We start from the raw sequence: 21,009 nt of genomic DNA on the forward strand, positions 1-21,009 counted from the left end.
ATGTCCTTTCCTCTGCTGACAGCGACGGCGGCGCTCCCGGCCATCGGGGCGATCGCCACGGCCGCCGTACCGGCCGCGAAGCGCACGGCCGCCAAGTGGCTGGCCCTGCTGTTCTCGCTCGCCACACTCGTCCTGGCGATCACCGTCCTGGTCCGGTTCGACCCGGACGGCGACCGCTACCAGCTCACCGAGTCCCACGCCTGGATCGCGGACTTCGGCGTGCGGTACGAACTGGGCGTGGACGGCATCGCGGTGGCGCTGATCGCGCTGACCGCCCTGCTGATCCCCTTCATCGTCCTCGCGGGCTGGCACGACGCCGACCCGCTGGAGACCGGTAGCAGGAGGTGGCGGCCGACGCAGGGCTTCTTCGCCCTGATCCTGGCCGTCGAGGCGATGGTGATCCTCTCCTTCGAGGCCACCGACGTCTTCCTCTTCTACATCTTCTTCGAAGCCATGCTGATCCCGCTGTACTTCCTCATCGGAGGCTTCGGGGACCGCGCCCACGAGCACGGCGAGGAGACGGCGGCGACGCAACGGTCGTACGCGGCGGTGAAGTTCCTCCTCTACAACCTGGCCGGCGGACTGATCATGCTGGCCGCGGTGATCGGGCTGTACGTGGTCGCCGGGAACTTCTCCCTCACCGAGATCGCCGAGGCCCGGGCGAGCGGCGAGCTGGACATGGCGACCAGCACCGAGCGCTGGCTGTTCCTCGGCTTCTTCTTCGCCTTCGCGGTGAAGGCGCCGCTGTGGCCGCTGCACACCTGGCTGCCCAACGCCATGCAGGAGTCCACCGCCCCGGTGGCCGTGCTGATCACGGCGGTCGTCGACAAGGTGGGCACCTTCGCGATGCTCCGCTTCTGCCTCGGGCTGTTCCCGGAGGCCAGCGAGTGGGCGACGCCGGTCGTCCTCGTGCTGGCGGTCGTCAGCATCATCTACGGGGCGCTGCTCGCGGTCGGCCAGCGCGACATCAAGCGGCTGATCGCGTACGCGTCGATCTCGCACTTCGGCTTCATCATCATGGGCATCTTCGCGATGACCAGCCAGGGCCAGTCCGGGGCGACGCTCTACATGGTCAACCACGGCATCTCGACCGCCGTGCTGATGCTGATCGCCGGATTCCTGATCTCGCGGCGCGGCTCCCGGCTCATCGCCGACTTCGGCGGTGTGCAGAAGGTCGCCCCGGTGCTCGCCGGCACCTTCCTGATCGGCGGGCTCGCGACGCTCTCGCTGCCGGGGCTCGCGCCCTTCGTCAGTGAGTTCCTGGTCCTGGTCGGCACGTTCACGCGCTATCCGGTGATCGGCATCGTCGCCACCCTCGGCATCGTCCTCGCCGCGCTCTACACCCTCGTCCTGTACCAGCGGACGATGACCGGCCCGGTGAGGCCCGAGGTCTCCGCCATGCCCGACCTGCGGGTGCGGGAGATCGCGGTGGTGGCGCCGCTGGTCGTGCTGCTGGTCTTCCTGGGCGTCTACCCGAAGCCCCTCACGGACGTCGTGAACCCGGCGGTGAAGCACACCATGTCCGACGTACAGAAGCAGGACCCCCGGCCCGAGGTGGAGGCGGCCAAGTGAGCGCAACAGCCGTCCACAGCCTGTGGACAACGGCGGCCGACCCGATCTCGAAGATCGACGCGCCGAAGATCGAATACGGGCAGCTCGCGCCCACCCTGATCATCGTCGGCGCGGCGGTCCTCGGGGTGCTGGTCGAGGCGTTCGTCCCGCGCAAGTCGCGTTACTACGCGCAGATGTTCGTCTCCGTGGTCGCGCTCGTCGCCGCGTTCGCCGCGGTCGTGGCGCTCGCCGCGGACGGCTACGGCACGACCAAGGCGGGCATCGCGGCGATGGGCGCCGTCGCCGTCGACGGGCCGGCCCTGTTCCTCCAGGGCACGATCCTGCTGACGGCCCTGGTCGGCCTGTTCACCTTCGCCGAGCGCCGGCTCGACCCGGAGGCGCACGGCAACCGGGTGGACTCCTTCGCCGCGCAGGCCGCGTCCGTACCGGGCAGCGACAGCGAGAAGCAGGCGGTCAGGGCCGGGTTCACCACCACCGAGGTGTTCCCGCTGCTGCTCTTCGCGGTCGCCGGCATGCTGGTCTTCCCCGCGGCCAACGACCTGCTGACGCTGTTCGTGGCGCTCGAGGTGCTCTCCCTCCCGCTGTACCTGCTGTGCGCGCTGGCCCGCCGCAAGCGGCTGATGTCGCAGGAGGCGGCGGTCAAGTACTTCCTGCTCGGCGCGTTCGCCTCCGCGTTCACGCTGTTCGGCATCGCCCTGCTGTACGGCTACTCGGGCTCGATGTCGTACGCCACGATCGCGCAGGTCGTCGACGGCACGGTCCAGGACGTCACCCCGGCGCTCGCCGACACCATGGGCAACGACGCGCTGCTGCTGGTCGGCACCGCGCTGCTGGTCATGGGCCTGCTGTTCAAGGTCGGCGCCGTGCCCTTCCACATGTGGACGCCCGACGTGTACCAGGGCGCCCCCACGCCGGTGACCGGCTTCATGGCGGCGGCGACCAAGGTGGCGGCGTTCGGCGCGCTGCTGCGGATCCTGTACGTCGTGCTGCCGGGCCTGCGCTGGGACTGGCGGCCGGTCATGTGGGCCGTCGCCATCGTCACCATGCTGGCCGGTGCGATCGTGGCGATCACCCAGACCGACATCAAGCGGCTGCTGGCGTACTCGTCGATCGCGCACGCGGGCTTCATCCTCGCGGGTGTCATCGCGACCACGCCGTCGGGCATCTCGTCCGTCCTCTTCTACCTGGCGGCGTACTCGTTCGTGACGATCGGCGCGTTCGCGGTGGTCACGCTGGTTCGGGACGCCGGCGGCGAGGCGACGCACCTGTCGAAGTGGGCGGGGCTCGGCCGGCGCTCCCCGCTGGTGGCGGCGGTGTTCGCGGTGTTCCTGCTGGCCTTCGCGGGCATCCCGCTGACCTCCGGCTTCTCCGGGAAATTCGCCGTGTTCAAGGCGGCGGCGGAGGGCGGGGCGGCCCCGCTGGTCGTGGTCGGTGTGATCTCGTCGGCCATCGCGGCGTTCTTCTACATCCGCGTGATCGTCCTGATGTTCTTCAGCGAGCCGCGCCCCGAGGGCCCGACCGTCGCGGTGCCGTCACCGCTGACGATGACGGCGATCGCGGTCGGCGTGGCCGTCACGGTGGTCCTGGGCGTCGCACCCCAGTACTTCCTGGAGCTGGCGGGGGACGCGGGAGTGTTCGTGCGCTGACCCGGCCCGCACCGGCGCGTCGACGGCGGCCCGGCACCCTTCGGGGAGCCGGGCCGCCGTCGTCGTACGGACGGGGCTGTGGATAACTCCGGGGGCTGTCGGTGCGGACCCCTATCGTGGGGGCAGTGGTTGAGGGACGGCTCACGGGGGGCACGGTGACGGGCGGTAGTGACGGGATGACAGTGACGGAGAGCGAGGCGCTGGCCACGCTGCACCGGGTGTTCGGGTACGACGCCTTCCGCGGTGAGCAGGAAGCGGTCATCGAGCACGTGATCACGGGCGGCGACGCCGTCGTGCTCATGCCGACCGGTGGCGGAAAGTCGCTCTGCTACCAGATTCCGGCCCTGGTCAGACCGGGTACGGGAATCGTCGTCTCCCCGCTCATCGCGCTGATGCAGGACCAGGTGGACGCGCTGCGGGCGCTGGGCGTGCGGGCCGGGTTCATGAACTCCACGCAGGACTTCGACGAGCGGCGCGTCGTCGAGGCGGAGTTCCTCGCCGGCGAGCTGGACCTGCTGTACCTCGCCCCGGAGCGGCTGCGGCTGGACAGCACCCTGAACCTGCTCTCACGCGGCAAGATCTCCGTCTTCGCGATCGACGAGGCGCACTGCGTGTCCCAGTGGGGGCACGACTTCCGGCCGGACTACCTCACGCTGTCGCTGCTCGGCGAGCGGTGGCCGGACGTGCCCCGCATCGCGCTCACGGCGACGGCCACGCACGCCACGCACCGGGAGATCACCGAGCGGCTCGGCATGCCGGACGCCCGCCACTTCGTGGCGAGCTTCGACCGGCCCAACATCCAGTACCGGATCGTGCCCAAGGCCGACCCCAAGAAGCAGCTGCTGGGCTTCCTGCGCGCGGAGCACGCCGGGGACGCGGGCATCGTCTACTGCCTGTCGCGCAACTCGGTGGAGAAGACCGCCGAGTTCCTCTCCCGCAACGGCGTCGAGGCGGTGCCGTACCACGCGGGCCTCGACGCGGGGACGCGCGCCGCGCACCAGGCGCGGTTCCTGCGCGAGGAGGGCCTGGTCGTGGTGGCGACCATCGCGTTCGGCATGGGCATCGACAAGCCGGACGTCCGGTTCGTCGCCCACCTCGACCTGCCCAAGTCCGTCGAGGGCTACTACCAGGAGACGGGCCGCGCGGGGCGCGACGGGCTGCCGTCCACGGCCTGGATGGCGTACGGGCTCAACGACGTCGTACAGCAGCGCAAGCTGATCCAGTCCGGTGAGGGCGACGAGTCCTTCCGGCGGCGGGCGAACCAGCACCTGGACGCGATGCTCTCCCTCTGCGAGACCGCGCAGTGCCGGCGCGGCCAGCTCCTCGCCTACTTCGGCCAGGAACCCGACCCGGCGGGCTGCGGCAACTGCGACACCTGCCTCACCCCGCCGGAGACCTGGGACGGGACCGTCGCGGCGCAGAAGGTGCTGTCCACGGTGGTGCGGCTGCAGCGGGAGCGCGGGCAGAAGTTCGGCGCGGTGCAGATCGTCGACATCCTGCTGGGGCGGCGCACGGCCAAGGTCATCCAGTTCGACCACGACCAGCTCTCCGTGTTCGGCATCGGCGAGGAGCTGACCGAGGCGGAATGGCGGGGCGTGGTGCGGCAGTTGCTCGCCCAGGGGCTGCTCGCCGTCGAGGGGGAGTACGGCACGCTGGTGCTGACCGAGGCGAGCGGGGCGGTGCTGCGGCGGGAGCGGGAGGTGCCGCTGCGCAAGGAGCCGAAGAAGCCGACGACCTCCCGGTCGGGCGGGTCGGGTTCGGGGCGGGGCGAGCGCAAGGCCAAGGCCGCCGCGGCCGAGCTGCCCGAAGAGCTCCAGCCCGCGTTCGAGGCGCTGCGGGCCTGGCGGGCCGAGCAGGCCCGGGAGCAGGGCGTTCCGGCGTACGTCATCTTCCACGACGCCACGCTGCGGGAGATCGCCACGGTGTGGCCGACGTCGGTGGGTGAACTCGGCGGGATCAGCGGCGTGGGGGAGAAGAAGCTGGCGACGTACGGGGAGGGCGTGGTGGCCGTGCTGGCGGGGCTGACCGCTCCGGGGGACGCCGGCGCCGGGTCCGAGGACCCCGGCGGCCCGGACGACTGGCCCGAGGAGGAGCCGGAGCCCGACTGGACGTAGGCGGCCGTCACGCGGCTGCGGGCGGGTCGTGCCTTCCCCAGCGCCTCAAGGCCTGGGAGGTGCCCCTGGGGCGATGGCGGTCCCCTCCGCTCGTGGGGGAGGCACCCCGCGGGTGCCGGGCTGCGGCCTTCTTCCCGCCCTCGGCCGGCCGGGGCATGACGGCTACGGCAGAGCCGTCAGACCCGGTGCGAAGGTGATCAGCAGGGGGACCAGCGGCACCAGTGCCGCCGCGGCCGTCGTCAGGGCGCGGTGGCGGCGGCCGAGGCGGGGCGGGGGTTCCAGGAGGCGGTCGACGCGTTCGCCGAGGAGGCGGTGGCTGGAGGCGCAGGACAGCACGCCCCGGTGCTGGTTGAGCTCGATCAGCGCCAGGGCCGTGGTCAGGTGGCCGCAGCGGCGGGAGGCGGTGTCGTCGGCGGACAGTTCGACCAGGCGGTGGGTCTGGTCGCAGAAGTGCGCGAACAGCGGGACGTGGGGGAAACCGGTGGCGAGGGCGGTGGAGAGGTGCAGCAGCCAGTCGTGGCGGGCGCGGGCGTGGCCCCGCTCGTGGGTGAGGACGGCGTCGAGCTGGTGGTCGGTGAGGCGTTGCAGGGCGCCGGTGGTGACGATGAGCTGGGGCGGACTGCCCGGCATCCACCAGGCGTCGGGGTAGTCGTCCTCCAGTACCAGCAGGGGACCGCGGGCCTCGGGGAGTCCGGCGGGCAGGTCGGGGGCGCGTTCCCGCAGATGGGCCCGGGAGCGGGCGCGCCGGCGGCGGGCCTCGACCAGCTCCCGCCCGAGCATGGCCGTCGTCCAGGCCGCCCCGGACGCCAGCAGCACGGTGAGGGCGATGGTCCAGGGCGAGGCGGCGGACAGGTCGTACGCGGCGGTGACCGCGGGCGGGGCCGGGGCGAAGAGCTGGGCGCGGACGGTGCCGAAGACGGCGGCGGCGCCCAGGGCGAGCGCCGTGACGCAGCACAGCAGGACGGTGGCGACCAGGCACTGCCACACCCACAGGGCGACCACCGGTTCCCGTTCCGGCCACTTCGCCCGGGTCAGCGCCCGGGGGACGGGCACGGCGGCCGTCACGGCGACGACGCTCAGCAGGAGCAGGCAGACGGTCATGCCACGGGCTCCGGATCCTGTCGGAAGAGGGCGGCTTCGGGTCGTGCTGGGGGCGTGCGGGAAGTACGGGGGCGCGCGGCATGAACGCGCACACCGCCCGATGCCAAGTATGACGGCGAAGGGCGGTGTGAGTCAGGGGGCGGCGGAGATCGGTGAGGGCCGGACGGGTCAGACCGCGGGGACCACCCGTCCCGTGACCTCGCCGAGGCCCACGCGGACGCCGTCCGGGCCCGGCGCCCAGGCCGACAGCGTCACCACGTCCCCGTCCTCCAGGAACGTCCGCTTGCCGTCGGGGAGTTCGAGGGGGTCACGGCCGTTCCAGGTCAGTTCGAGGAGCGAGCCGCGTTCCCGCTCGGCGGGGCCGCTCACCGTGCCGGAGCCGTACAGGTCGCCGGTGCGCAGACGGGCGCCGTTGACGGTCATGTGGGCGAGCTGCTGGGCGGCCGTCCAGTACATGGTGGAGAAGGGGGGTTCGGAGACCGGGTGGCCGTTGACGGTGACGGTGATCCGCAGGTCGTAACCGCCGGGTTCCTCGTTCGCGTCGTCCAGGTACGGCAGCAGTTCGTGCGTGCGCTCCGGCGGTGCGACGCGGGCCTCCTCCAGGGCGTCCAACGGGGTGATCCAGGCCGACACCGAGGTGGCGAAGGACTTGCCGAGGAACGGGCCGAGGGGGACGTACTCCCAGGCCTGGACGTCGCGGGCGGACCAGTCGTTGAGGAGGCAGAGGCCGAAGACGTGGTCGCGGAAGTCGCCGAGCGGCACCGGCCGGCCCGGCTCGGACGGCACGCCGACCACGAAGCCGACCTCGGCCTCGATGTCCAGCCGGACGGACGGCCCGAAGACCGGGGCGGCGTCCGCGGGCCCCTTGCGCTGGCCGGAGGGGCGCACGACGTCGGTGCCGGACGCCACGACCGTGCCGGAACGGCCGTGGTAACCGATCGGCAGGTGCTTCCAGTTCGGCGTCAGGGAGTCGGCGGCGTCGGGGCGGAAGATCCGGCCGACGTTCCGGGCGTGGTTCTCGGAGGCGTAGAAGTCGACGTAGTCCGCGACATCGAAGGGGAGGTGCGGGGTCACCTCGGACAGCGGGTGGAACAGCGGCTCGACGGTCTCCCGGTGCGCCGGGACGGTCACCCACGCCGTGAGCGCCCGCCGCACGTCCGACCAGGCCGTACGGCCCGCCGCCAGCAGGGGGTTGAGGGTCGGCCGGGCGAGCAGGGAGGCGTACGGCGAGCCCAGGGCGTGCGCCGCCGCACCGGCGTCGAGGACGTGGTCGCCGAGCCGGACGCCCACGGTCCGCTCCGACGAACCGGGGGGCGAGAAGACGCCGTACGGCAGGTTGTGCGGGCCGAAGGGATCGCCCTCGGGGACATCGAAGGGGGGCATCGGGTGCTGCCTCGCTTTCGTGTGCGCGGTGCTCCACGTGTCCGTGGCCGTGCCACACGTTACGGGTGGGACGGCGGTCTTGGGCAGAGCCGATGTGGTGGCGCCCCCCGCTTCCTCTTGCGTACCGGAAGTTATCCACAGAACGGGAGGCAATCTTGACGGAGCGGTGCGAACGGGGTGACTCTGGGCAGGTGCCGGAAGGCCTCGGGGAGGGGGCGTTTCCGAAGGCACACTGGGGGGCGGATGGCCATTGGGGAGGCCGGACCGCGCTCGGCGCGCCGGGGATCGCAGTCGAAACGGCTGGAAGAGACCATGCGCGGCCGGCTCGGCCGGGAATGCGTGTACGTGCCGTCGTGCAGATTCGGGCTGTTCGTGGCGTTGCGCCACTGGTGCCCGCCCGGCGGCAGGGTGCTGATGTCGCCGGTCAACGACGACGTCATCTTCTTCGTGGTGCTGGCGGCGGGACTGCGGCCGGTGCAGGCGCCGTTGAACCCGTTCGACGGGACCATCGACGTCGACGCCGTGCCCGAGGAGACGTGGGGCTCGCTGTCCGCCGTACTGACCACGAACCTGTACGGCAATCCGGACCCGGCGCCGGAACTGCGGGCGCGCTGCGACGCGTCGGGCATCCCGCTGCTGGAGGACGGGGCGCACGCCATCGGCAGCACGGTCGGCGGGCGGCCGGTCGGGGCCTGGGGGGAAGCCTCCGTTTTCAGCCTTTCCAAACACGCCGGCGCTCAGGCCGGCGGCATGCTCTCGCTCGCCGACCCGGGTCTGGCCGACGCGATGCGGGCCGACTGCGACGAACTGCTCACCCCGTCCAGGGCGGCGTCCGAACTCGTTTATCTCTTACGGCCGTACGCCGAGGCCGCCGTACGGGGGCTGGGACTGCGACGGGCCGCCTGGGCGGCGCTGGGACTGCTGGGGCTGACGGAGCGCGACGGGATCAGGATGCCGCTGCGTCCGGAGGCACTGGCCGCGGCCGCCGGCGCGGCCCCGGACCTGACCGCGCACGATCCCTGGGTCCGCGTCGACATGCACACCTACCGCCTGCGGTCGGGACCGCTGCGGCTGCGGCGGATCCGGCACCGGCTCGGACGGCTGGACGAGGTGCTCCGGGCCTGCCGGGACGGCACCGAACTGCTGCTGTCGACCCGGTGGGCCCGGCCGGGGGAGGGGGGCCGGGCACAGCCGCTGTTCCGGGTGCCGCTGCTGGTGGCGGACCGGGACGCGGCGATCGCGGCACTGGCCCGGCGCGGGATCGTCGTCGGTTATCTCTACGACCCGCCCCTCGACGACTACGCGGGGAAGGACTTCACGGACCCGTCACCCGCGCCGGAGGCGGCCCGCTGGTTCGCGCGGCACGCGCTGCCGGTCGACCCGTTGCGGGCGAGGGAGGCCGTCGACGTGCTGGAACGGTCCGGTGTCCGGCCGGCCGAACCACCGGAGGACCTGACACGGCCGAGAACACCGGCCGACGCGCCGGGGACACCGGCCCGCGAGCCGGGAGCACCGGCCGACGAGGCTGGGGCCGGACCGTGACCGACACCCAGGTGCACGAGCCCGCCGCGGCGCGCGCCGACGGCGGGGACCGGCCCGCCGGGGACACGCCCGGCTCCGACTCCCTGTTCAAGAACGCCTACTTCCTGATGCTCAGCACGGGCGTGTCCGCCGTCCTCGGCCTGGGATTCTGGCTGGTGGCCGCCCGCTACTACTCCGAGGAGGCCGTCGGCCAGGGCTCCGCCGCGATCGCCGCGATGCGGCTGCTCGCCAGCATCACCGCGACCACGATGATCGGTGCCGTGGTCCGCTTCGTACCGCGGGCCGGCCGCGAGACCGGACGCCTGGTGTGGGGCGTGTACCTGGCGAGTTCGGTGGTCGTGGCCCTGGCCGCGGGCGTCTTCCTGCTCACGCTCGACCAGTGGGGCGCCTCCTACGCACCCCTCGGCACACCACTGGCCGGGGCGCTGTTCGTCGCGGCGTGCGTGGCGTGGGCGCTGCTCACCCTCCAGGACGGCGTGCTGACGGGGCTGCGCAAGGCCGAGTGGGTGCCGGCCGGGAACGCCGTGTTCTCCGTCGGGAAACTGATCCTGCTGGCCGTCTTCGCGAGCGCGCTGCCGGTGCTGGGCATCTTCGTGTCCTGGGCCGTGGCCATCGCGTTCTCCACCCTGCCGCTCGGCTGGCTGATCTTCCGCCGGCTCATCCCGCGCCAGGCCGCCGCGGACCACGACGTGGAACCGCCCGGCCTGCGGTCCATGGGCCGCTTCCTGGCCGGTGACTCGCTCGGCGCCCTGTTCAGCCTGGCGATGATCAATCTGCTGCCGGTGATGGTCGCGGTCCGCTTCAGCGCGGCGGAGAACGGCTACTTCTACGTGGCGTACACCGTCGGCGGCACGATGGAGTTCATGGCCATCAACATGGCCTCGTCGCTCACCGCCCACGCCTCGCACGACCCGCGTCAGCTCGCCGAGGGCGTGCGCGGGGCGCTGCGCCGGATGACGCTGCTGCTGGTGCCGGTGGTCGCGGTGCTGGTCGTCTTCGCGCCCTGGATCCTCACGCCGTTCGACGCGGACTACGCCGAGCACGGCTCGACCGTGCTGCGGCTGCTCGCGCTCGGGGCACTGCCCCGGGTGGTCGTGGAGCTGTACATCGGGGTGCTGCGGGTACAGGGGCGCACCGGTGTGCTCGCCGTCCTGCAGGGCGCGATGTGCGCGCTGGTGCTGGGCAGCGCGGCCGTGCTGTTCACTCCGGCGGGGATCGCGGGGGCGGGGTGGGCCGTGCTGATCAGCATGACGCTGATCGCGGTCGTCTCGGTGTTCGGGCTGCGCGCGGCACTGCGCGACAGGACCGGCGGGGGCGGGGGACGGTCCGCCGCCGTCCCCGACTACGGCACCCGCTGGGCCCGGCTGAACGCCACCGCCGGGTACGGCACGAACTGGGCGCGCCGGGCGGCGTACGAGCGCAGGGGACCGGGAGAGGACCACGAGGACGATGAGGACGACGAGGACACCGTCACGCTGTTCATCGGCCGCCCCGGTTACGAGCGGGAGGCGCTCCAGGCGGACACGGTGGCGTTCATCGTGCGGCCGCAGACCACGGACGAGCGGGAGACGGACTCCGGCGGCGAGGAGCGGTCGTCCGCCGCGGAGAAAGTTCCCCGGAAGGAGACACCGGGGGCGCGGGGGGTGCCGGACCAGGACGAGGATCCGGACCGGGATCCGGACCGGGACCAGGATCCGGTGGAGGACGGAAAGCCGGACCGGACCGAGCAGCCGGAAGCGGACGGGAAACCCGGCGAGGACGGGAAGCCGGACGGGGGCGGAGAGCCCGGCGACGACGACCCCGGCCGACGGACCGGGCAGATCCTCTGGACCCTGCTCGGCCTCGCGACCTTCGTCCACTGGTACTCGGTGCGCGGACTCCCCTGGTCCGACGGCGCCGGCGGGGGCGAGCCGACGGGACGTCAGTTGCTGGACGGCCTGCCGCTGCCCGCGCTGGCCGCGGGAGGACTCCTACTCCTCGTCTTCGTCGCCTCGGTGACGCTGTACGGGCGACCGGCCCCCTGGCTCCCCGGCACCGCGCTGGGCTCCGTCCTGGTCGCCCTGCACACCGCGCCCGCCGCCCCGGGACGGCAGCCGGAACCGGTGGACGGGGTCTCGTACGCCGGCGCGGCACGTCTCCTCGCGGAGGCGGTGGGACTCGACGGCCCCGGCCCCTTGCTGAGGTGGGCCCCTTCGGTGTTCCAGCTGCTGTGCCTCGTACCGCTGTGGCTGCTGCTGGCACACGCGGACCGGTGGCTGACGCGGCCGGGCCGCTGGGGCGTCCTGTACGTCGCCGCGGTGGCCGGCTGGGTGTTCCGGGAGGCGCTCGCACCGGTCGCGCTGCCGCTGCTGGCCGTGCTCCTCGGGCTCGTGCTGCTGGGCCGGGCGGTCCCGGCACCGTGGCGCGCGGGCCGCGGCGGACGGAACGGCCCGCCCGCCCGCTGAGCCGCCCGGGGACCCCGGCCCCCGGGCACCGCTCAGCGGGGTGGCACGGGCTGGTGGAAGTACTCGTTCTTCCCGGCCTCCCGGTAGCCCTCGAGCGCCGGGCCGTCGTTGACGGTCAGATCGCACTCCGCCCTCTCCGAGGTCGGCCGGTTCCAGTGGACCAGGGCCTTCACCTCCGGGAGCTTCTTCACGTCGGCGGGGATCCGGGCGTACCAGTCGCGCTGGCGCGACGGGTCCTCGGCGTCGGGCGCGGTGGCGAACTCCGCGAGCATCACCGGTTTGGTGTCGGAGACGTTCTCCCGCAGCCACGTGTAGCTGGGCCGCTGGCTGCGCAGGAAGTCCTTCCAGTCGGTGGTGTCGTGGCAGCCGTAGTAGTTGTACTGGTCCATGGCGATCCAGTCGACGTACTCGTCCCCCGGGTAGAGGGCCTTCATCTCCTTCGCGCTGCCGAGGTAGCCGGAGACGGTCCACACCCACACGACGTTGTCGGCACCCAGTTCACGGAACCGGTCGTGGAGGTGGCGGTACGCCGCGACGAACTCCGCCGGGGTGCCCGCGCCCTCCTTGATGCGGGCGTCGGTCTCCTGGTCGAAGGAGAAGAAGACGCGTTTGCCGTAGGCCTTGAGGCGCCGGATCTGCGGGTCGATGATCTCCTCGTCGTACTTGCCCGAGGCGATGTTCTTCCAGCCGAGCTGGGTCTCCGTCCAGTTCTCGTGGTGCGGCTCGGTCCAGACGGTGGACTCCCAGGCCAGCATGAGCAGCCTGTCCCTGCCGAGCTCCTGCTCGTCGGGGGTGAGCAGCTGCCCGTCGAGCTCGGTGCCCGACATGTCGTGGTAGTTGTACACGAGGTCGAGCTTGCGGCCGATCCTCTTCTCGAAGCCGAGCACGGCGTCCTTGAGCGAGCCGTTCGCGGCGTACGGCACATAGGCGCCCCACCAGGCGCCGCAGGGCGGAACCAGCGTGTCGGTGGGGGCGCAGGGACCGGTGGGCAGCTCGCCGGAGGCCGCGTTGCCGGGTGTGGCCCCGCCGGAGGAGTCCGTGTCGTCGGGACCGCCGGCCCAGAGCCCGAGCCCGGTGAGCAACGCGGCGACCGTCACCAGGACGACCGCCGTGTAACCGCGCCTCGCGCGCCCCATGTCCCTCACCTCACGCCGTTCGGCCCGCTTGCGCGGCGCGCGCGGCCGGTGCGTTCCCGTCATGCCTCACCGCCGTCAAAGGGCCCGCGCCCGGCGCGCTCCGCGGCGCCGCGCCGGGCGGCGGGCAGCGGAAGTCCCGGCAGGGCCGCGGCGACCGTGGTGAAGACGGCGAGCGAGACGAGGAAGGCGGTCATCGAGAAGGCCTCCACCAGGAACAGCGAGGTGGCGGTGAGCACGCCGAGCGACAGGCTGACCGGCGCGGCGAGCGCGACGGCCTCCAGCCTGGCGCCGGGGGCCGGCCCGTCCGGCTGCGGACACAGTGCCGCGCTGCCCGGGCCGAACAGGGTGAAGAGCAGGACCGGGATCCAGCGCAGCGGCGAGGGGCCGGGTACGGCGGTGGCGGCCAGCGCGAGCCAGCCCGAGGCCCCGACGAGGACTCTGAGGTGCGTCCCGGTGACGCGGACGGCCCTCGGGCCGCGGGGGCCACCGGTTCCGGCGGCGTTCCCGGCGCCCGCGGGATCCGAGGGTTCGGTGGAGTGCGCGGAGCCGGTGGCGTTCATGAACCGGACCGGCGGGACGGAATGGCCTTCATCGTCACTTCGATCACCTTGTGGTCGTTGCTCGGGCGGCCGGGCGGTACTCCAGGACGACGCCGTAGGGGTGGCTTTCGACGGTCCGGAAGAGCGGTGAGGCGGAGAGTTCCGTGCGCAGCGTCTCGAAGCCGCCGGGCGGCAACAGGCCCTCGCCGGCGGTGTAGACGTCCTGGGTGCGGGTGAGGACGACGTACGTCCTGGTCCCCGGGGGGATCCCGGCGGCGAGGTAGCCGGCCGGGTCCTCCAGCATCTTCTCGTTCTCGGGCAGTTCCTGCTCGGCGAAGAACCAGTGCTCGAGGCGGTCGTACCGGTGCAGCGCCCGGGGGAAGGAGCCGCTGGTGGCGAGGATCAGCGAGCCGTCGGGGGCGTTGTCGAGGGCGCGGGTGACCAGTGCGGTCTCCTCGGGAGGCGTGTAGTACATCTTCTCCTTGCCGTAGTACGACGGCAGGAAGCCGGCCAGCAGCACCAGCAGAACGGCCGGCAGGGCGACGGCCGCGACCCTGCGCCGCACCGCCCTCGTCCGGCCGCGGTGGGTGCCCGCGACGGCGGGCACGAGCGCGGCGGCGGCGAAGAAGGCCGCTCCGGGCAGGCCGAACAGGTAGACGCGGAACAGCATTTCGCCGCCGTAGTCGTTGACGGCGAAGAGCGGGACCGGGGCGGCGGAGACCAGCAGCAGCGGCAGCGCGCTGCGGACCAGCCGGCGCCGCAGCACGAGGGCCGCCCCGGCGAGCGCGGCGACCGCGAGCACCATCAGCACGTTGGCGGTCCCGGCGAGTTCGGGTCCGGGGCCGGTCAGCTGACCCGCGTAACCGGCGCGGGAGTTCTGCGTCAGTTCGCCGATCGACTCCTTGAGGGTGGACAGCGTCTCGACGAACAGCGGCCGCCCCATGGTCAGGTCCCAGGTGAGCATCAGCAGCGCGGCGACGGCCAGCAGCCCGTAGTTGCGGTAGCGGCGGGTGAGGTTGAGCGCGAGCAGGCAGATGCAGAGCATCACCGGGGTGAGCTGGTGCGTGGCGTTGACGGCGGCGATCAGCGGGGCGAGGATCACCACGCAGACCGCGCGCTGCCGGTTTCCCGTGGGCGGCGGCACGGGGGCGGCGGCCGGGTCGAGGAAGGAGCGGTCGCGCAGCCGTCCGGCGGAGCCGGGGCGCACGAAGTGCCGCAGCACCACGGTGATGACCGTCAGGTGCAGCAGGTACGCGAGGCCCTGCGGGGCGAAGTAGTCCTGGCCCACCCAGTTGGCGAGCTGGAAGATCCACACGGCGGTCCACACCAGCCGCCAGTCCTGGCAGAAGGTGCGGTACATCAGGACCAGTACGGGCATCATCAGCAGGCCGAGGACGATCGGCGCCCAGTTGGCGTACGCGGCGGCGCTCTCCACGCCGAAGGCGCGCACCAGCCCGGCGTCGAGCGTGAAGAAGCCCGGCCACTGGTCGTACGCGGACATGTTGCCCGACAGCGCGGCGCCCGGCCGCAGTTCGCCGTTGGCGAGCATCGTGTCGACGACGGCGTCGTGCTTGGAGGCCCACGGGTAGCGCACGGCGTCGTACAGCACCGCCGGTGGCGCCTTGAGCGCGAACAGCAGCGCGGCACAGTGCGCGGCCGGCCACCACGGCGCGGTGCCCGCGCGCCGCAGGCTGAGGACGAAGCCGGCGGTGAGGACCAGCAGCGAGAGGTGGTAGGCGACCGGCAGGCGGTCCAGCAGTCCGTAGTCGCCCATCTCCCGGAAGCCGATGCGGGGCAGCGCGTAGCACCACAGCCCGGCGGCGAGCAGCAGCGTCAGCAGGCCGGCGTCGGGGGCGCGGCGCGGGACCGGCCAGGACCTGCGGCCACCGCCGAAGCCGCGTCCCGGATCCGCGGGGCCGGTGGCCGGGGCGGGAGCGGGCAGCTCGCTGCTCTCAGCGGTCGGTACGGGCACATGGTGTTGCACGCCGAGACTCCCCTCCCCCGGACCGAGTATAGGAATTACCTCTGTTTTTCACACCAAAAACGTCGAACGTGCCCGCGGGGCGACAGTCGCCCGACAGGTCGTGCGCGACCCGTCCCGTCCCGTCCCGTCCCGGCCCGCTCCCTCCACGCATTCCGGTCCGCCCCCGGTCAGCCGGCGAAGGAGGGGCCGCGCAGGACGGCGCGGGTCCGGCGGTACCACCGCCAGCCGATGGTCTTCGCCCCGTCCCGGTAGGGGGCGATCCGCGCGCCGTCGCCCGCCAGCCAGGCCTCCACGTCGGCGACGGTGTGGCCGCGGCGGACGATCAGCCGGGCGATGCGGTAGCGCTCGTCCCGGTCCGAGCTGAGCGCGTGCCGCACGGCGGTCGCCGTCTCGTAGCCGACGCGGGAGGCCATGGCGCGCACCCGGGGGCTGTTGTAGCCGTGCGGATAGGCGAGGTGGGGGACGGGGTGGCCGAGGGTGTCCTCCAGTACGGCCTTGGAGTCGAGCAGTTCGGCGCGCAGCCGCCGGGTGGTCAGGGTGTCGAGCTGGGCGTGGGTGACCGTGTGGCTGCCGATCTCCATACCGGAACGTTCCAGTTCCACCGCCTGGTCCAGGGTCATCATCGGGGCGGGCGGCAGCAGGCTGTGGCCGCCCGGGGCGACGGCGCCGGTGGTGAGGTAGGCGGTGGCGGGCAGCGCGCGTTCGGCCAGGGCGTCGGCGGTGGGTCCCGGCAGGTCGGCGAAGCCGTCGTCGAAGGTGAGCAGCACCGGCCGGGGCGGCAAGGGGTCCCGCCCGGCGAGGTGTTCGGCGAGGGTGCTGATGGTGACGGGGGTGCGGCCGCTGTCCACGACGGCGTCGAGGTGGGCCGCGAACTCCTTGGGCGTGACGGTGAACTCGGCGATCCAGTCCGGCGGATCGTCCATCACGGCGTGGTAGAGGAAGACGGGTACGGCCGCGGTCATCCCCTCCCCCTTCCCGGTGCCCGTCGTGCCCGCAGGTATCCGAGCGGCCCGTACAGCATTCCCCTGCGTTGCAGCCGTGACAGCCGGCGTGGCCAGGGATGGGTGCGGGCGCCGTGCGCGCCCGGCGCACCGCTGTCGGTGTCCGCCCCGCGCACCTCGGTCAGCGCGCGGGCGTGCGCGAGGCCGCGCGGCAGCCGGGCGAGGAACGCGGGCAGCAGCGCGGGCCGGTTGACCAGGACCGCGGTGAGGTAGGCGGTGAGGCCTGCGCCGTAGCCGTACGCCTGGGTCTCCAGGTCGGCCCAGGTCTCCCGGTGGTGGTGCCACACCAGCGCGTACGGGGTGTAGTGCAGCCGGTGTCCCTGGGCGAGCACGCGCACGAAGCCGTACAGGTCGTCGCCGCCCCGCGCGGGCGTCCCGGCGCCGGTGGCCGGGTCGAAGCCGCCGACGGACCGCAGCACCTCCGTGCGGAAGGCCATGCTCGCGCCGGAGCCGAAGCGGCCCGCGGTGAAGGGGAACAGCGGCTCGTCGCGGGGCGGGTCGGCGGGGTCGTACGTCGTCGGCGTGAAGCCCTTCGCGAAGCCGCCGTGGCTCTCCAGCAGGACCTGGGCCGGGGTGCGCAGCCGGGCGGGCAGGATCAGGCCGGTGGCGCAGCCGAGCCGGGGGTCGGCGGCGAAGGGGGCGGTCAGTTCGGCGAGCCAGCGGGGATCGGCGACCACGTCGTCGTCGGTGAACGCGATGACCTCGCCCCGTGCCGCCGCCAGCCCCCTGTTGTGCGCGACGGCGAGTCCGGGGGCCGGCTCGCACACGTACCGCACCCGCTCGCCGTACTTGCGTTCCACCAGCTCGCGGGTGTCGCCGGTCACGGGCGCGTTGTCGACGACAACGATCTCGAACCGCGGGTGCTCCTGTGCGAGCAGCGAGTCCAGCGCCCGGGCGAGCTGCCCGGCCCGCTCCCGGGTGGCCACGACGACCGAGGCGTACGGCGGCTCCCCGCCGCCCCCCGCCGTCACGCCCCCCGCCGTCACGCCCCCCGCCATCGCGGCTTCCGCCGTCACGGCCTCCGGTGCCACCCCGGCGGCCGCCTCCGTCAGCACCGCCTGCGGGTCCGCGCCCTCCGGTACCCGTGCCAGCAGCGTCCCCACCGGGCGGCCCGCCCGTCTGACCAGCAGGAACACCTCTCCGTGAGTCACCGGTGGGCTGCCCGGACCGGGTCTCAGCGCGGCCTTCGCGCCGTCCAGGTCCAGTTCGGCGACCTGCACCGCGCCGATGGCCAGGAAGCGCCGTATCTCCTCCTGCGTACGCGCTCTTCGGAACACCTGTCCTCCCCTCCTCACGACCGGCGCAGCCGTGCCGCGCCCTTCAGGGTCCGTGCCGCCAGCGCCGCCAGGCGCGGGCGGGCGCGGACGAAGCCGTGCGCGCGGCGCGCGGGCTCGCGGCTCAGCCGGTGCAGCGCGGCGCCCACGCCCGGACGGGTCACCGCACCCTCGTAGACGGCGAGTTCGCCGGTCTTCAGCGAGTCCTTGTACTCGGCCGGACCGCGCCCCAGGTCGAGCAGGCCGATGCCCTCGGCCGCCGCCGCCTCGGCCATCCGCAGATGCAGCACCAGACCCGGCGAGTACTTCGCGAACTCCGGGTCGTACGCCGGGAACCAACAGGCCAGGACGGACGCCGAGCGCAGCCCGAAGTGCGCGGCGACGGGGCGCTCCCCGGCGTACAGGACCGACAGGGTGCCCGTGCACTGGGCGGCGCGGGTCTCGGCGAGCCGGCCCACGAGCCGGGCGATCCACTCCCGCGCGAACCGGTCGCGCCGCCCGGTCCTGCGGTACTGCGCCGACTTCCACTCCATCAGCGCGCGCAGCGCGGCCGGGTCGCGCTCGTCGAAGACGAACCGCACGGCTCCGGCCCGGCGGCCCAGCCTGCGCTCCTTGGCCAGCGTGGTCTTCAGGAACTTCGGCGACCGGCCGCGCAGCACCGACTCGTACGTCTCGTAGCCCTTCTCCACGTCGATGACGTAGGTGGCGTGCTCCTCGGCCGCGTACGGCACGAACAGTTCCTGTCCGGCCTCCAGGTTGTCGAAGGCGAAGCTCGACACCGAGCAGGCGCGCAGCAGTTCGTCCGGTTCCGGGGCGACGCCGGGGGCCAGGACCGCTCCCTGGCAGTCCGACACGCCGAGCCCGATCGCCCGGCCCTGCCCCAGCACGCCCCGCTCGTACGGCAGGAAGCCCGCCGGCTGAGCTCCCTCGTACAGGACGGCGACCCGGGCCCGCGGACGCACCCGGGCCACGGCGACGCTGAACTCCGGTTCCATGAACGGGTTGCGCGGTGCGTCCGTCGCGGCGCGCAGTTCCCGCCAGCGCTCCCGTTCCCCCTCGCCGAGCTCCTCCGGCCCCAGCACGCGCATGCGTCCACTGCTCACCTGACCCCCCGATCAAGTCCCCCCTGGACCCTTGGAAGGTACCGCCCCGGACCGGGCGGACGGTAGATAGCGGACCATGTTCTTGCCAAACGGGGAAAGAGACCTGAACCGGTCCTTACCCGGCGTCGAGAGAAGGGAACCGTACCGAAAGCGAGCGCAAACGAGCGCGGTGAATCGGACCGTCGGGTTGTCCGTATTCTCTGATCATGGCCGCACCCACCGCGTATTCACTCATCGCCACCGACCTGGACGGGACGCTGCTGCGCGGCGACGACACCTTCTCCGACCGGTCCCTCGCCGCGCTCGCGCGGGCGGAGCGGGCCGGCGCGCGGCACCTGGTGGTGACGGGGCGGCCGGCACCCAGGGTGCGGCCGCTCCTGGACGACCTCGGCTGCACGGGGCTCGCGGTGTGCGGACAGGGCGCGCAGGTGTACGACGCCGGCGCGCACCGGCTGCTGTGGTCCGTGACACTGGACCGGGAACTGGCGGAGACCGCGCTCGGCAAGATCGAGGCCGAGGTGGGGGAGGTGTACGCCGCGGTCGACCAGGACGGGGTCGACGGGCTGACGCTGATCGAGCCCGGCTATCTGATGCCGCACCCGACCCTGCCCGCGGTACGGGTCGAGCGGCGGGCCGAGCTGTGGGACCGGCCGATCAGCAAGGTGCTGCTGCGCCACCCGGACCTGTCCGACGACGCGCTGGCGGCGGCGGCCCGGTCGGTGGTCGGGTCACTGGCCACGGTCACCATGTCGGGGCCGGGCACCGTGGAGCTCCAGCCGTGCGGGGTGACCAAGGCCACGGGGCTGGCGCTGGCCGCCGAGCACCTGGGGCTGAGCCCGGCGCGGACGATCGCCTTCGGCGACATGCCGAACGACATCCCGATGTTCGCCTGGGCGGCCCACGGCGTCGCCATGGCCGACGCGCATCCCGAACTGAAGGCGGTGGCGGACGAGGTCACCACGTCGAACGAGGACGACGGCGTGGCCGTCGTCCTCGAGCGACTGTTCGGCGGGGCGGTGACGCTCGCCCCTCAGCGGGTGGCTCAGTACGCGCCGAAGACGTTGTCGATGGAGCCGTAGCGGTCGGCGGCGTAGTTGCAGGACGCCGTGATGTTCGCGACCGGGTCGTACGGGTCGAAGGCGGTGCCGGGCACGTGGTAGGCCGCGAAGGTCGGGTCGATGATCTGCAGCAGGCCCTTCGACGGGGTGCCCTTGGCGGCGTTGGAGTCCCAGTTGTTGATGGCGTACGGGTTGCCGGAGGACTCGCGCATGATGTTGCGGTGGATGGCGTCGTAGCTGCCCGGGATGCCGTTCTGCGCCATGACGTCCAGCGACTCGCGGATCCAGCCGTCCAGGTTGTCCGGGTACGCCGTCGCGGGGGCGGCAGCGGCCGTCGTCGTCGGCTCGGTGGTGGCCGCGGAGGCGCCGGTGGCGCCGATCAGCGGCAGGGCGACCACGGCGACGCCGGTGCCGGCGACGGCGAGGGAGCGGGCGAGGCGGCGGCGGTGCTGACCGAAAGCAGGCATGTCTGGGTTCCTCTCCTACGCCTGCGAGGTGAGCTGTCGGGTTCGGGCGGGAGAGTGCCCGGCCGTGCCCCTTCGGGCATGGCTTCACCCCTAGCCGTCCCGGCGCGGTGTCCGGTGCGGCGGCTTACCTGGGTCCCCCACTCCTGCCGTCGTGAGTTCGTCGTCGGATGTGATGCGGGCGGCGGCAGGATTAGGCGTCCACCCGGCAGGCCCGGAACGTATGCGAGAGCACATGTCGGGAACAAGTGCGAACCTCACACAAGGTGCCGTTTGATCTTGTAATGGGCGTTTTGAGGTGCTTGATCCTTTGCGGGTACCAAGGGTCAACTCGGCGTCGTGGAAGGGGAGAAGGCGGGTGGCGGCCGGTGGTGGGGGTGCCGGTCCGTGCGTGACCCACTTCACTGGGGATCGCCCGTGGGCGCATTTCTCGCCAAGGGGAATTCGCTTGGCATTTGCGGCAAATCGGACGCCGGGGCGGGCAGGATGGTTCACGTGAGGGGTCGCGGCCCGGGAGGCGGGCCGGGGGCCGGGTCGAGGAGCGGAGCGTCGCGTCCGGGAAAGTCGAGGAATGTCCGTTGTTATCGAATGATCAAAAGCGTTCCGCTCTCGCTCCCGCACCGCCCTGCCCGTAACGCCGGGCGCTGG

15 protein-coding genes and 1 riboswitch are annotated in these 21,009 nt (G+C 72.8%); of the genes, 6 read left to right on the forward strand and 9 right to left on the reverse strand.

What is annotated here, in order from left to right; translation table 11 throughout:
• From ACH5AO_RS24690 to recQ, 3 genes are all read left to right on the forward strand, one after another.
• Positions 1 to 1,572 carry an NADH-quinone oxidoreductase subunit M gene (locus tag ACH5AO_RS24690; protein WP_398928096.1) on the forward strand — a complete coding sequence of 524 codons (1,572 nt, stop codon included), beginning with the start codon at positions 1 to 3 and terminating at the stop codon, positions 1,570 to 1,572.
• Positions 1,569 to 3,218, forward strand: a complete 1,650-nt coding sequence (gene nuoN, locus ACH5AO_RS24695; protein ID WP_398928097.1) for an NADH-quinone oxidoreductase subunit NuoN — start codon at positions 1,569 to 1,571, stop codon at positions 3,216 to 3,218. The genes ACH5AO_RS24690 and nuoN overlap by 4 nt, the downstream gene beginning before the upstream one ends.
• A gap of 176 nt (positions 3,219 to 3,394) precedes the next feature.
• Positions 3,395 to 5,332, forward strand: coding sequence for a DNA helicase RecQ (gene recQ, locus ACH5AO_RS24700; RefSeq protein ID WP_398928099.1), 1,938 nt, complete (start codon positions 3,395 to 3,397; stop codon positions 5,330 to 5,332).
• A 162-nt stretch (positions 5,333 to 5,494) separates the two neighbouring features.
• On the opposite strand, the gene ACH5AO_RS24705 is transcribed toward recQ, so the two are convergent.
• Together ACH5AO_RS24705 and fahA are read right to left on the reverse strand one after the other, a co-directional pair.
• Entirely contained in the window at positions 5,495 to 6,433 is a 939-nt protein-coding gene (locus ACH5AO_RS24705) for a M56 family metallopeptidase (protein ID WP_398928101.1), read from the reverse strand.
• A gap of 168 nt (positions 6,434 to 6,601) precedes the next feature.
• Positions 6,602 to 7,816: a fumarylacetoacetase gene (fahA, locus tag ACH5AO_RS24710; RefSeq protein ID WP_398928103.1), complete on the reverse strand. Its 1,215-nt coding sequence runs from the start codon at positions 7,814 to 7,816 to the stop codon at positions 6,602 to 6,604.
• Positions 7,817 to 8,059: 243 nt separating this feature from the next.
• On the opposite strand from fahA, the gene ACH5AO_RS24715 reads away from it, so the two are divergent.
• Both ACH5AO_RS24715 and ACH5AO_RS24720 read left to right on the forward strand, forming a co-directional pair.
• On the forward strand, positions 8,060 to 9,358 hold the full coding sequence (locus tag ACH5AO_RS24715; RefSeq protein ID WP_398928105.1) for a DegT/DnrJ/EryC1/StrS family aminotransferase: 1,299 nt from the start codon (positions 8,060 to 8,062) through the stop codon (positions 9,356 to 9,358).
• Positions 9,355 to 11,802, forward strand: a complete 2,448-nt coding sequence (locus ACH5AO_RS24720) for a lipopolysaccharide biosynthesis protein (RefSeq protein ID WP_398928107.1) — start codon at positions 9,355 to 9,357, stop codon at positions 11,800 to 11,802. Before ACH5AO_RS24715 ends, ACH5AO_RS24720 begins: the two co-directional genes overlap by 4 nt.
• 32 nt (positions 11,803 to 11,834) lie before the next feature.
• On the opposite strand, the gene ACH5AO_RS24725 is transcribed toward ACH5AO_RS24720, so the two are convergent.
• From ACH5AO_RS24725 to ACH5AO_RS24750, 6 genes are all read right to left on the reverse strand, one after another.
• A complete protein-coding gene (locus ACH5AO_RS24725; protein WP_398928109.1) occupies positions 11,835 to 12,938 on the reverse strand; it encodes a glycoside hydrolase family 26 protein in 1,104 nt (367 codons plus the stop codon).
• A 59-nt stretch (positions 12,939 to 12,997) separates the two neighbouring features.
• On the reverse strand, positions 12,998 to 13,498 hold the full coding sequence (locus ACH5AO_RS24730) for a hypothetical protein (protein ID WP_398928111.1): 501 nt from the start codon (positions 13,496 to 13,498) through the stop codon (positions 12,998 to 13,000).
• A 43-nt stretch (positions 13,499 to 13,541) separates the two neighbouring features.
• Positions 13,542 to 15,461 carry a hypothetical protein gene (locus tag ACH5AO_RS24735; RefSeq protein ID WP_398928113.1) on the reverse strand — a complete coding sequence of 640 codons (1,920 nt, stop codon included), beginning with the start codon at positions 15,459 to 15,461 and terminating at the stop codon, positions 13,542 to 13,544.
• 167 nt (positions 15,462 to 15,628) lie between these two features.
• Positions 15,629 to 16,423, reverse strand: coding sequence for a polysaccharide deacetylase family protein (locus tag ACH5AO_RS24740; RefSeq protein WP_398928115.1), 795 nt, complete (start codon positions 16,421 to 16,423; stop codon positions 15,629 to 15,631).
• Complete coding sequence (locus tag ACH5AO_RS24745) at positions 16,420 to 17,739, reverse strand: glycosyltransferase (RefSeq protein ID WP_398928117.1); 1,320 nt, start codon at positions 17,737 to 17,739, stop codon at positions 16,420 to 16,422. Before ACH5AO_RS24745 ends, ACH5AO_RS24740 begins: the two co-directional genes overlap by 4 nt.
• Before the next feature lie 14 nt (positions 17,740 to 17,753).
• Complete coding sequence (locus tag ACH5AO_RS24750) at positions 17,754 to 18,824, reverse strand: GNAT family N-acetyltransferase (RefSeq protein WP_398928148.1); 1,071 nt, start codon at positions 18,822 to 18,824, stop codon at positions 17,754 to 17,756.
• Between the two features lie 221 nt (positions 18,825 to 19,045).
• On the opposite strand from ACH5AO_RS24750, the gene ACH5AO_RS24755 reads away from it, so the two are divergent.
• Positions 19,046 to 19,918: an HAD family hydrolase gene (locus ACH5AO_RS24755; protein ID WP_398928119.1), complete on the forward strand. Its 873-nt coding sequence runs from the start codon at positions 19,046 to 19,048 to the stop codon at positions 19,916 to 19,918.
• Here the strand turns inward: ACH5AO_RS24755 and ACH5AO_RS24760 are convergent.
• Positions 19,882 to 20,364, reverse strand: a complete 483-nt coding sequence (locus ACH5AO_RS24760; protein WP_398928121.1) for a transglycosylase SLT domain-containing protein — start codon at positions 20,362 to 20,364, stop codon at positions 19,882 to 19,884. The genes ACH5AO_RS24755 and ACH5AO_RS24760 overlap by 37 nt on opposite strands.
• A gap of 5 nt (positions 20,365 to 20,369) precedes the next feature.
• Positions 20,370 to 20,537, reverse strand: a riboswitch (cyclic di-AMP (ydaO/yuaA leader).
• Positions 20,538 to 21,009: the final 472 nt, after the last annotated feature.

The organism is Streptomyces sp. NPDC018964 (assembly GCF_044390325.1).
In the GTDB taxonomy this organism is placed as follows: domain Bacteria; phylum Actinomycetota; class Actinomycetes; order Streptomycetales; family Streptomycetaceae; genus Streptomyces.